The 13,075-nt window shown below is 34.3% G+C and carries 7 protein-coding genes; all 7 read left to right on the forward strand.

Annotation, left to right across the window (positions count from 1 at the left end; genetic code table 11):
• The first annotated feature begins 36 nt into the window (after positions 1-36).
• The 7 genes from GCQ56_RS04965 (at position 37) to GCQ56_RS04995 (ending at position 12,984) form a co-directional block, all read left to right on the forward strand.
• Entirely contained in the window at positions 37-1,104 is a 1,068-nt protein-coding gene (locus GCQ56_RS04965) for a 2Fe-2S iron-sulfur cluster-binding protein (protein WP_152733264.1), read from the forward strand.
• Positions 1,105-1,256: 152 nt separating this feature from the next.
• Positions 1,257-1,829 carry an RNA polymerase sigma-70 factor gene (locus GCQ56_RS04970; RefSeq protein WP_152733265.1) on the forward strand — a complete coding sequence of 191 codons (573 nt, stop codon included), beginning with the start codon at positions 1,257-1,259 and terminating at the stop codon, positions 1,827-1,829.
• Positions 1,830-1,915: 86 nt separating this feature from the next.
• Positions 1,916-2,929, forward strand: coding sequence for a FecR family protein (locus GCQ56_RS04975; protein WP_193323713.1), 1,014 nt, complete (start codon positions 1,916-1,918; stop codon positions 2,927-2,929).
• A 139-nt stretch (positions 2,930-3,068) separates the two neighbouring features.
• Positions 3,069-6,518 carry a SusC/RagA family TonB-linked outer membrane protein gene (locus GCQ56_RS04980; RefSeq protein ID WP_152733267.1) on the forward strand — a complete coding sequence of 1,150 codons (3,450 nt, stop codon included), beginning with the start codon at positions 3,069-3,071 and terminating at the stop codon, positions 6,516-6,518.
• A 321-nt stretch (positions 6,519-6,839) separates the two neighbouring features.
• On the forward strand, positions 6,840-8,261 hold the full coding sequence (locus GCQ56_RS04985) for a DUF6242 domain-containing protein (protein WP_152733268.1): 1,422 nt from the start codon (positions 6,840-6,842) through the stop codon (positions 8,259-8,261).
• Positions 8,262-8,434: 173 nt separating this feature from the next.
• Complete coding sequence (locus GCQ56_RS04990; protein ID WP_193323714.1) at positions 8,435-11,545, forward strand: TonB-dependent receptor; 3,111 nt, start codon at positions 8,435-8,437, stop codon at positions 11,543-11,545.
• An 11-nt stretch (positions 11,546-11,556) separates the two neighbouring features.
• On the forward strand, positions 11,557-12,984 hold the full coding sequence (locus GCQ56_RS04995; RefSeq protein WP_193323715.1) for a RagB/SusD family nutrient uptake outer membrane protein: 1,428 nt from the start codon (positions 11,557-11,559) through the stop codon (positions 12,982-12,984).
• The last annotated feature ends 91 nt before the right edge of the window (positions 12,985-13,075 follow it).

The raw sequence follows: 13,075 nt of genomic DNA on the forward strand, positions 1-13,075 counted from the left end.
ATTTGATAGATAATAACGGAATAAATTTAATGAGCTATGGAACAAATTTTTTATCCTATACAAATTACAAGCATTGAAAAACCAATACAAGAAGCAACAACATTAAGTTTTAAAATTCCGGACGAATTACTTAAAGTTTTTGAATTTAAAGCAGGACAACATTTAAGTATTCGATTTATTATTGATGGAAGAGAGGAGAAAAGAATGTATTCTCTTCACAATTCACCATACGAAAAAGCTAACTATCAGATTACTGCAAAAATAAAAGGTGAAGGTTTAGTTTCAAATCATATTGCTCAAAATCTTAAAGTTGGCGATAGACTTGAGGTGTCGAGTCCTGAGGGAAATTTTACAATTCTACCAATTAAAAATTGTTGTAAGACGCATTATTTTTTTGTTGCGGGCAGTGGAATTACACCTGTCTTTTCTATGATCAAGACCATTCTTTTAAGAGAAACGAGAAGCAAGATAAAATTGCTTTATGGAAATAGAAATATTACGGATATTATCTTTTACGATGAAATTAATAAATGGAAAAAAGAGTATCCAGAGCGATTACATGTCACGCATTCTTTATCCAAGAGATTTTTAGATACTTCATTAATTCAGGAAGATGTAAACAGAGGAAGAATTAATGATGATATGGTTGCGGAATTTATCAATGAACACCGAACAGAAATAGTGAAAAGTGAATTTTATATTTGCGGACCAGGAGGAATGAATCAAATGGTTTTTGAGACATTAAGCGAATTGGGAATTCCCTCTAAATTAATTCAATACGAATATTTCTCTGCTGAAGGAGTTGAGTATAAAGATGTACAGTCAGCTGGAAATATTGAACTTAATGCAATTATTCGAAATCAAAATTATAATGTAGTTTTAAGTGAAAATGAAACGATATTGCAAGGTTTAAAAAGAGTTGGTGCGCCCGTGCCATTCTCTTGTCAGAATGGTATTTGCGGTACCTGTAAGACTAAATTGACGAATGGAAAGGTAGAAATGAAATCGTCAATGGCATTAAGTTTAAATGATAAAAAACAGAACTACATTCTTGCCTGTCAATCGTTGGCTCAATCTACAGTTGTAAAGGTAGATTTTGAATAATTTATGGAGTCTTTTTTCGCATTTCTTTTAGGAGCTAAGAATTGCACTTTCAAACTTTGGAAGCGATGTCAATTTGCGAACTAATTTTCACTTTATAAGTTTTTTTGCATCTTTGACAAACCTATAATTAACTACCTAAGAAACCTAAACCATTGAAAACGCATTCCCAAAACATTGATGTTCTTATCAATAGATTATCTTTAGATTCTGACGAACGAGCTTTAGATGAGCTCTTTCATATATATTACGACAAGCTTTTAACTTCATCTTTTGTATTCGTAAAAAGTAAGGATCTTGCTGAAGAAGTTGTTGCTGATGTATTTTATAGACTTTGGCAAAACAGAGAAAAATTGCAGGAAGTTAAAAATCTGGATAATTATCTTTTCATCAGTGTAAGAAATCAATCCTTGAATTATATCAGCAAAGAGCAAAAAGTTGGTAAAGATTCTATTGATGATACAATTTCAAATAAAGTGAGTGAGAAGAATACAGCGGAAGATTTTATTGTTGCGAAGGAATTACAGGACAAAATCACCAATAGTATTGAAAGTTTACCACCAAAATGTAAAGAAATCTTCTTAATGATACGTTTTGAAGGAATGAAGTACAGAGAAGTAGCAGAAAAGCTTAAAGTGTCAGTAAATACGGTAGATACACAAATGGGAATTGCTATTAAAAAACTGGCAGAAATGATCGGATATAAAGGAAAAGTGAAAAAAAAATAAATTTTTTCACTTTTCCTTTAGTGGAAGATTAAAAATAATTGGTCTTAAAATTGAACTACTAGAATACAATGACGGAAATGAATACAATGAATCAATTAATAGCAAAATATTTTGCTGGAGAAATCTCAGAGGATGAGATGGGCCAATTAAGGGGATGGCTTGAATCTTCAGTAGAAAATAAATTGTTATTTGATGATTTAAAACAAAATTGGGAGAGCCTGGAATTGCAAAGTTCGCCTAATGATAAATCGCGTGTGTTAAATCGCGTGAAAGCTAAAATAAAAGCTGATGAGCCAATAGTTGAAAAAGAGGTGAAAAGATTATTTGTACGCAGTTGGTACAGAATGGCAGCCTCTGTAATTGTTGCGATATCAGTGGGTACTTTGGCATGGTATCAGATTAATGAGCCTTTTTCAACTTTGAATACTTTGGGATATGAAGTGAGTGATTGTGAAGCAGGAATGCAGAAAGAGATCTTGCTTGTCGATGGTAGCCACGTATTCATGAATGGTGATAGTCGTGTAAAATATAAAAAGGAACTATCTGGCGATGAAAGAAATATTTTTCTAGAAGGAGAAGCTTTTTTTGATGTAGCAAGAAATGTGAAAAAACCTTTTGTTATTGGTTTGGATGGCGCAGAAGTAAAAGTATTGGGAACATCTTTCAATATCAAAGCTTATCCTGAAGATAAATTGATGGAAACATCTGTATTAACTGGAAAAGTATCCTTTAAACATACGCATGGCATCTGGGAAAAAGATCAGGAAAGTATGTTTTTAGTGCCAGGGCAGAAAGGTGTTATTAATCATGAAAGTGAAGAATTCGATCAGTTTAATGTAGATAATCAATACGATGTGGCATGGATGAAAAATAAATTGATCTTTAATAATACGTCACTTTTAGAAATAACAAAAACTCTATATAGAATGTATGGCGTGAATTTTAAACTTACTGATGGCAGTCTGGAAGATTTAAAAATTACGGCTGATTTTGAGAATGAGGAATTGGAAGAAATCATGAAGATTCTGGAAATGACTAGTGAATTTTCTTATAAAATGGAGAATGATTTGGTCTTTATAGGAAAGAAAGATGAATTCTAAAATAAGGGAGGAATCCTAGATAACATTCAAAAAAAATACCAAAGAATGGCAGCTCTTCGGTATTTTGACTCACATGTAGTAAATTTACTTGTCAAGTAAACAACTAATTGAAACAAACGCAATTGCTTCAACTAGCATTATGTACGACAAAATTAGGAAAAAATATCGATTCAACGCAAACAAAATTTCAAATGTTTGCAAAACATCTGTTGTTAATAACGGATGGAAGGTATTGATGGGGATATTTTTGAGTCTTTTTCTTGTTTTAATTTCTTTCCAATCCTATTCTCAATCAACACCAATTTCGCTAAGTTCAATGGGGAAAAGTACGACCATTGAAGCTTTTTTTCAAGAAATTGAAGTGCAGTCAAACCTGTCATTCGTTTATAATCCTGATAAAATAAAAGGTATTGATGTAAGAATACCTGATAATGGAAATCTTTCTTTAGAAGAATTATTGAGTATAGTTCTAAGTCCAATAGGTTTTACTTTTACTTTATATCGTGATAAAATCATAATTAAAGAATCTGGAACGAAAGTTCCAATGACGAAATTGAAAGCTTCAAATAAAATTGAAGCGACCAAAATTATCAGGATGCAGAAAATTATGATGGGACGTGTGCTTTGCAATGAAGATGGTTTGCCAATTGTTGGTGCATCGGTAAGGATAAAAAATAAACTTAGAGGTACTGCTAGTGATAAAGATGGATACTATAACCTGAACTGTTTTGTTGGCGATACTATCGTTTTTTCCGCTATTGGTTTTAGCGAAGTGGAAATTATTGTAGGTCTTAAGATGATAGAAGACATTCGCTTAAGCACTGATGTGGTAAATCTTCGTGAAGTAAATGTTATTGGATATGGCGAAGAAACTAAAGAGGAACAAATTGGAGCGATGAGTTCAGTTACCAATTCAATGACGGGAGAGGTTCCAAATGATTTGGATGAAACATTAGCAGGAACAGCTAGTGGATTGTGGTTTCAAAAAAGTTCTGGTGTGCCTGGTAGTGCTTCTACCATTGCCATAAGAGGTGTAACTTCTTTGCAACCCGATGCCAATAGTCCTTTAATTGTTGTAGATGGAGTTCCATTGTTTAATACCGAGGAGGGGCTGAGCCAAATTACATTTCAGTCGGGTTCAGGTGATCCTGCCTTCGGATTATTTGACAATTACGTTTATAATGATCTTCGGGAAAGTAGTTATTTTCAGAAGAATGGATTAAATATGCTGAATACAGAAGACATCGAATCCATAAGTGTACTGAAAGATGCCTATTCAACTTCGATATATGGCTCGAGAGGTGCTGCAGGAGTAATTTTAATCAATACAAAACACGTTCATAAGTTTGGGTTAAAGGTAAATTTATTGATGGAAACCGGTGTTTCTGTTCCTGTAAATAAACCTGATTTAATGAATGGTCAGCAGTACGCTAATTTTTACAGTAATTACTATAGTCAATTAAAAAATAGCGAAGTTGTTTTTCCTGATGATATAAATACCAATTGGTACAATAAGGTAGTACGAAATGCAAATAGCAATAAACTTGCTCTTTCAATTCAAAATAAAAAACACAATGGTTTTCTATATTTTAGTTTCTCTCATTTAAATCAGGAAGCATATATAGTTGGTTCAGATTTTAAACGATATACAGGAAGATTTAACTTTCAACAAAGTATTAACAATCGATTTAAAATAGGTTCGAATATATCCATGACTTCCGAGAAGAACAATTGCTTATTAGCACCAAAAATTTATCGTGATGCTATTCTAAAAGCACCTAATGTTGCAATATATGATGAGGAAGGAGATTATAATTTTTCTACTTCTACTAATCCTTATGGTAATTATTCCGAGAATCCATTGGCCATGGCATTAAACGATAAGGGTGAAGTATTGGATAATTATATTATAGCTAATGTATATACTGATTTACAAGTAACAAATTGGTTGTTTTATCGATTGGATTTAGGAGTTAATTTTATCGAGACGGATGCAATTTCTTCCTATAGAAATAGCAATTCGAATGATGAAAGATTGACAATTGAAACAGATGGATATTCTAGGAAATTCGTAGTAACAAATACTCTTACGGGTAGCAAAACATATGGTGATCATGCATTTAAATTTGTATTGGGGCAAAGTTTCGAAGAATCAAGACAAAAAGAGGAGCAATTGAATTACGAAAGTTCATATAAGCTTACGAATCGAAATGGGTTTGATTTGGTTGATTACAAAACTGATAAAAGAAAATATGCATTAGCATCATGGTTTGGGCGAGTGAACTACAATTACAAGCAAAGGTTATTTACCGGTATTAGTTATCGAGTTGATGGTTCTTCTCGTTTTAGCAATGACAATAGATATCAAATTTTCCCCGCATTTTCTTTAGGTTGGCTAGCAATAAAAAATGCTAATGAGTGGCTCTTAAACAATTTAAAGTTTAGAGCAAGTTTTGGATATTCTGGAGTAGAACAATCAACATATACCTACGGAGCATTGAGAACTTATGAAACTCAAGAATATAATTTAACCTATGGGAAGAAGAATATTTTGACTGAAGCTAATGGTACAAACCTTAATTTGTCCTGGGAAAAAACGAAAAATTTTGATCTAGGTGTTGATTTTAGTTTGTTGAAGAATACAGTGAATCTTTCGCTTGATTACTATTCGAAAAAAGTAAATAATTTATTGTTATTCACCGATGTTCCTGCCGTTTCAGGTTACTCAAAACAATGGGTTAATGTGGGATCAATGAAGAATACGGGGATTGAGATGACTCTTGATTCAAGAATTGTAAACAATGAATTTACATGGGATTTGTTTTTAACAGCGGCTTACAATCGAAATGAAGTATTGGAGATAAATCAAACAGGTTACGAAGTTTGGGAAGCTGATCAGGCATACAAGTATTTTGAAGAAGGAAAAGAAGCAGCTCAATTTTTCTTATATGATTGGAAAGGTGTAAATCCAGTAAATGGAAATCCATTATGGCGCTATGCCGATGGAAGTATTAGAGAAACTCCTCCGACAAAATTGGAAGATAGAAAAGCATTTGGTTCAGGAATGCCTAAGTATTCGGGTGGAATAAGTAATGTGTTTTCATTTAAAGGAATTGAGTTGAGTGCATTTTTGACCTTTGTGAAAGGGAAAAAACTGATGAATGGAACATCGGCTATTTTAAATACCTATACCACAACCGATGTGAATAATTTATCTGTAAATGTTGCAAAATACTGGAAAAGTGAAGGAGAAGTAAACAGTCGGCCGGCTTTGTTTAATACTTCCATTACCAACCAGAACAATTATACCACCAGCCGAACAAGTACAAGGTTTTATGAGGATGCGTCTTTTATAAGACTAAAAAGACTTGTGTTGGCTTATCATTTTCCGATGAAACTAGTGAAGAGTTTAAAGCTTGAGCGAATCAAACTGTACGCTCAAGCAACAAATCTGTTCACTATCACTAACTATTCAGGTCTGGATCCTGAGGTAAGTGCCTTTGGTGTTTCATCGCTCTTATCAGGATATGATGAGATAACGATGCCCCAGGCAAAAACATTTAGCTTGGGTTTAAGAATTGGTTTTTAAAAAGAAATTGTCAAGTAAATAATTAAAAAAGAATGTAGTAAATGAAGATGTTACTATGTCTGGCAGGGCAGAGTAATCCTTTCATTAATTAGTTACAAAACAATGGTCTGAATTTAAAATAATATCAATCATACGATTGGTAATTGGGGAAGAAACATACCTCTAAAATTTAGATAATGTATCGCTATTTAAGTGATAATTAAAAGTGTAAGAGAGGTTGATTTATATAATCAGATAATAGAATAATTATCCGATGAAAAATGAACCGATCAAAAAACATGTTTTGAATTAACTCAATTAATAACCTAAAATTAAAATTTTATGAAAGTTTTTAGAAACTCTTGGAGTGCAGCATTGCTAATGTTTGCCATTGTATGTAGTGGCGCACTAAGTTCGTGCAGCGATGATGAAAAATTAAGTGATTTAACAGGACTATTAAGCTTTGGATTTACCGACGAAGCTCTTGCTGGTTATGAATTTACCATTGGTGGAGATAATGTAATAACAAATGAGATTGCTCTTCCTTATGGATTTGATGCATCTTCTTTAACTCCTGTATTTTCATCTGTACCACAATCAACTGTATTAATAGGTGATGTTGAACAAGTAAGTGGAGCCACAGCTATGGACTTCTCTAGTGAAATAGTTTATAAAGTGGTAGCCGAAAACGGATCAAACCAAGTAAGTTATACTGTAAAGGTTAATGTTGCAACAGACATTACCGCATGGTCAAACTTATCACCTGATGCGAATTTCCCAGATTATACGTCAGTTGTTGGATATGCAATTGATGGAAAGTATTTTATTATGGGAGGTAAAAAAGGAGCTTCCGGTATTGGAGGTCATACTTATGGTATCTTTTCTTCAACCGATGGATCGGATTTTTCTGAAGTAAATACCAATATTTTCAAGGAGTATGGTATGGGATTAGGAGCTGCTGCAGTTAAACATGGCGATAAGCAATTGTTGCTAGGTGGTTATACTCCTTCTGACTATGAAGTTTGGGGTGAAACGGGTAATGGAGCTGGTAATAATACAGTTTGGTCATCTGAAGATGGTGAAACCTGGACAAAGGTGAACGAAGGTGCAGCTGCAGAGCAAACATTTACAGTACGAGGAAATGCTTCGGTTGTTAATATGAATGGTGATTTATATTTAACTGGTGGATATTCTGTTGCTTATGGTGCATTACAGCAGCCAATTGCTGATGCATGGAAATCGACTGATGGAGGTGCAACCTGGACCAATCTTGAAGCTGACTTTGGTGCTGAATTTACACCTAGAGCAGACGGTAAGCTAATTGTTTACAAGGATGAGCTTTATCTAATAGGTGGTAGATCAGGATTTCCATACACTTATTACAATGATATTTACAAATCTGCAGATGGTGTAACCTGGACTAAGTTAGATGTAACGACTCCATTCTCAGAGCGTGCAGGTTTCTCTTGTTTTGTTTATAACGATAGAATTTTTGTTGTTGCAGGATTAAGTAACGAAGAAGTAACTGAAGGGGAAACAACTACTACAGTAGATGTTCTTTACAATGATATGTGGGTTTCTGAAGATGGTGGTCTTTCATGGAATGAAATGTCAAATGGAGCTTTACCTGCAGGTTTTGCAAAGAGATATGGACAAGCAATAACTGTTGAGAATAATATGGTTCACATTTTTGGTGGTAATGGAGTTGATGCTGATAATAACGCAAAAGCATTGACTGATTCTTGGAAAGGTGTTCTAAATTAAATAAGAACGAGAGTCTCAATTTTGTTGAGACTCTCATCTATAATTCATCGAATCATGTCTGATTATTGGCAGATAATTAGAAATTACATAATGATGAATGTTTAAATTTTTCGAGTTAAACCCGATAAATATCAACGGTGATACTCATTTGACATGTAGTAAAATTCATGAATATGAACAAGATATTAGTCAGGTTCTTGTCGTTTATAGTCTTGATGCTGAGCTTTAGTGTTCAAGCACAAACCTATAAACAACAAGAATTAAAGACAAAACATATAACAGGAACTGTATTGTGCAGTTCAGATCAAACCCCTATTGTTGGGGCAACTGTAATCGTGAAAGGAACCACAAATGGTGCAGCCGTTGATTTTGACGGTAACTTTACGATTCATGCCAATCTAGGTGATATATTACTTATTTCATCCATTGGTTTTACTTCAAAAGAAATTAAGGTTACAGAAGAGAATCATTATCATCTTACATTGGATACGGATAATGTATCCTTAACTGAAATAGCGGTGATTGGTTACGGAGTGCAAGAACGTCGAGACCTAACGGGTGCGGTAACTTCAATTAATGTAGAAGCTTTGGAACAACCTGCTTTAAGTATTGATAATGCGTTAGCTGGACAAGTTGCAGGTGTTCAAATTAATTCAAGTAGTGGAACACCAGGAAGTGCTACGGCGATTACGATCCGTGGAATTACATCTTTAGCTGCAGATAATAATCCTCTTTTTATTATCGATGGTGTACCTGTTTATGGAGCAGGTGGATTTTCAAAAACCTCTTTTGCTGAAGGAAGTGTACCAATGGTCGGAATCGGAGGTAATAGTGCATCTGGTCAAATTGGAGCAAATTCGGAATTTGAGAGAAATCCACTTTCTAATTTGAACATGGACGATATTGCCTCTATCGAAATTTTAAAGGATGCTTATGCAACAGCAATATACGGCTCTCGAGGTGCGGCAGGTGTAATTTTAATTACAACCAAAAAAGGTAAAAAAGGACAGCCAAAAGTCAATTTAAATATTTCAACTTTAGTAGCTGAACCTGTTGGTGTACCAGATGTTTTAAATGGTGATGAGTATGTAGATTTTTACAATGGTTTTGAAGCCGGATTGAATAAACCAAAAGGAATTAATACAGATTGGTTCGATAAGGCAACCAGAACAGCTATTACCAATAATGTATCTGCAACAGTTTCTGCAGGAACAGATAAAAGCACCTATTTTTTATCTCTGTCCTATCTTGATATGGACTCTTACATTATCAATAATGATTTTAAGAGGTATACAGCAAGGATAAATTACGAATATAAATCAAGCGAAAAATTTAGATTTGGTAATAACCTAACCTTCTCGTATACTGACAATAATTCATTGAACTCTGCACAGGTATATCGAAATTCTATTATTGCAGACCCTAGTATTGCTGTGAAAGACGAAGAGGGAAATTATAATTTTGTAGAGAACAAGCAAAATGACCGTTTTAACCCAATTGCAAAGGCTAAAGAGGATATCAACTATGTTAGAGATCGTAGATTGATTGGTAATTTGTATGCAGAATACAAAGCCTTGCCATGGTTAACCTTGCGTTCAGAATTTGGTATTGATATGATGGTTTCAAAGGCCTATAATAGAAACATGGCCTACGAGCAGATTGATAAAGAAGGTGATGCCAATCAAACTAACGTGCAAAATATGAAGTATGTCTTTAATAATACAGCTTCAATTTATAAGGAGTATGGTGAACATGTTTTCAATGGTGTCATAGGTCAAAGTTTCGAAACATCTGATGAAGATATTACAAGAATAGGTGGAACGGGATTTCCTACTAATGATGTACTAAGTATTAGTCAAGCTGATAATTCGAGTGTATACGATGCGGTAAGAAAAGAGTGGGCAATGATGTCCTTTTTTGCAAGAATGAATTATCGTTGGTTGGATAAATATATGGCTGGAGTTACCTATCGTGTAGATGGTTCATCTCGTTTTAACAAGAATGAAAGATACGTAGGATTCCCTTCGTTCTCTTTAGGATGGAGATTTTCCAAAGAGCAATTTCTTGAAGCATACACATGGTTAACCGATGCAAAGTTAAGAGCAAGTCTTGGATACAGTGGTATTTCAGGATCAGGAGGATACTATGGTCATCAAGGGCAGTACGTTTTGAAACAGTATGCATCTAAGTATGGAACAACTAATATTTTAGAAGTTGATCAGCCAAGTAATCCTGATTTGAAATGGGAACGAACCAAAACTTTTGATTTAGGGTTGGATGTAACTCTATTTGGTGATAAAGTACAATTCACGTTCGATTATTATAACAAGAAGAGTGTTGATATGTTAATTCAGTCTGCAGTACCATTGTATTCTGGGTATTCAGGTCAGCAACAAAACTTGGTAGATATGACCAATAAAGGAATTGAATTCTCCTTGAGTACCTTGAATATAAACAAGGAATTTAAGTGGAGTACGAATTTAAATATTGCAAAAAATACCAATGAGGTAACCAATTTGAATTTAGATGGTTCATATAAACCAGGAGGTGCGGAAACAGGATATGCCTTTTATCAGGTAGGCGAATCTGCTACTGCTTGGTTTTTATACGATTGGCATTCGGTAGATCCTTTAACGGGTAATCCTTTATGGAAATATGCCGACGGAACTATTTCCAATACACCACCAGCTTCAGTTGAGGGCAATGCCACAACTGATAATAAAATGGTTATGGGAGATCGTTTACCGGAATTCACAGGTGGTATTACCAATGTTTTTTCCTATAAGAATTTTGAGCTAAACACAATGTTTGCTTTTTCTTATGGAGGAAAAATAATGAATGGGACAAGAGCTGAGCTGTTAACTTATACAGATCAAAGATACCGTAATTTGAGTCGCGATATTTTAAATGAGTGGATTATTGCAGGACATAAAACTGATATTCCTAAGAAGAATAACACCTCAATTATCAAATCAGGATATGGCGGTGGTTATACCGATTACACTGTTAGTAGGGAATCAGATCGCTTCCTGGAAGATGGGTCATTTATTAGATTGAAGAATATTTCGCTAACTTACCGCTTTAATCCAGAGCAAATCAGAAAGTTTGGTTTAAGAAGCTTAGCCGTATACTTAAAAGGATCTAATTTAATTACTTGGACAAACTATAGTGGTCCTGATCCTGAAGTTAGTGCATTCGGATCTTCTGCTACATACGCTGGTAACGATGAGTTAACGATTCCACAGCAGAAATCAATTCAGATAGGAGTTAAAATTGGGCTTTAAAAATGGAACAAATGAAAGAGAGAAAACACAATAGATACGTATTGATACTTGTAGCTTTTATTTGCATACTTTCGGCTTGTGATAAACAATTGGATTTGGCACCTGAAGATACAACGGTTGAAACAGAAGTGTTTCAATCTGAGAGTTCTGCGGAGTCTGCCTTAATGGATGTTTACAACAAAACTTACGAAGCAAATAACAGTACAGCATATACATTTGGTGATTTTACAACAGATTTGTTAGTGACAACAAATTCGTACTTTAATCTTATAAATTCAGGAGATATTCCTACAGACGATACTTATTTTGTAGCTGGTACCTGGGAGAATACTTATGCTGCAATAAATGTAGCGAATGTAATTATAGAATCTGCTCCTAAATTGGGAACTTATAGAGAGGAAGCTATAAAGCAACACGTTGCTGAAGCTAAGTTTTTAAGAGCTTACAATTATTTAGTGCTTCAAAAACTATATGGTGATGGAGCATTAACTGGAAAAATGAGTGGTTTGGGTTTGCCATTGCAATTGGAGCCTTATGAAGGAACTAAATACAATGCAGCTAATGCCTTAACTCGTTCTACGATACAGGAAACCTACAATCAAATCATTAAAGATTTAACTGAAGCTCTTCCTGATTTATTAGAGGCTTATGAGGATGACTTGGAAACTCGTGCACGTGCTACAAAAGGAAGTGTCCACGCCTTACTTTCCAGAGTGTATTTATACATGGGTGATTATGATCAAGCTGCTAGTGAAGCCGCATTCTTAATAGGAAATGGAAATTATCATTTAAATAGTGATTTGAAAGCTGTATTTCCAACGAGTAGTGGTTACGATGTTTCTTTGGATAGAGAGTATATTTATGCAATTCCATTGACCTACAATAATGGTGATCATCAGTTTGGAACTCATTTTTATTCCTATTACCATAAATCTTCTCAATACGTAGCAGATGATTTTATTTCCAAATATACGGATACAGATCAAAGAAAAACCAAGTTACTTTGGAAAGCATATACCGAAGGTTATAACCCTTCTAAGTTGACTACTGCAAAATTTAATAACAGCGATGGGAGAGATAACATTCCAATGATTCGTTTATCGGAAATGTATCTGACGAGAGCTGAAGCTTTGGCTCATACATCAGGAGTGAACCAGGAATCTGTTGATTTACTAAATGCGATTGCAAGCAGGGCAGATGATGGTTTTACAAACTATATAACTTCTGATTTTACAAATGCCAACGATTTAATTGATCGAATTTTGCTCGAAAGAGAGCTGGAATTGTGCTTTGAAGGACTTCATCGTTATGATTTGATTCGTACAGGAAGAAAATTGAAGTATAAAGAACTTCCTGAAAACAAATATGTACTTCCAATTCCAAAAAGCGAGATTGAAATTACCAAAGGAAGCTTGGTGCAAAATCCAGGATATTTGTAAGACTACATCTTCGATAAATAGGATTCAAATTTAATTCAAACTTTTTACACTCAAGTTTTATTGTTAAGAAGTGTCTGTGGGTTTTTTCTGC

Source organism: Marinifilum sp. N1E240, assembly GCF_009295825.1.
Lineage (GTDB): Bacteria > Bacteroidota > Bacteroidia > Bacteroidales > Marinifilaceae > Marinifilum_A > Marinifilum_A sediminis.

What these genes read in the sequence shown, in the direction of transcription:
- GCQ56_RS04965 (WP_152733264.1), top strand. Translation starts at nt 37, where the DNA reads ATGGAACAAATTTTTTATCCTATACAAATTACAAGCATTGAAAAACCA.
- GCQ56_RS04975 (WP_193323713.1), top strand. Translation starts at nt 1,916, where the DNA reads ATGAATCAATTAATAGCAAAATATTTTGCTGGAGAAATCTCAGAGGAT.
- GCQ56_RS04980 (WP_152733267.1), top strand. Translation starts at nt 3,069, where the DNA reads ATGTACGACAAAATTAGGAAAAAATATCGATTCAACGCAAACAAAATT.
- GCQ56_RS04985 (WP_152733268.1), top strand. Translation starts at nt 6,840, where the DNA reads ATGAAAGTTTTTAGAAACTCTTGGAGTGCAGCATTGCTAATGTTTGCC.
- GCQ56_RS04990 (WP_193323714.1), top strand. Translation starts at nt 8,435, where the DNA reads ATGAACAAGATATTAGTCAGGTTCTTGTCGTTTATAGTCTTGATGCTG.
- GCQ56_RS04995 (WP_193323715.1), top strand. Translation starts at nt 11,557, where the DNA reads ATGAAAGAGAGAAAACACAATAGATACGTATTGATACTTGTAGCTTTT.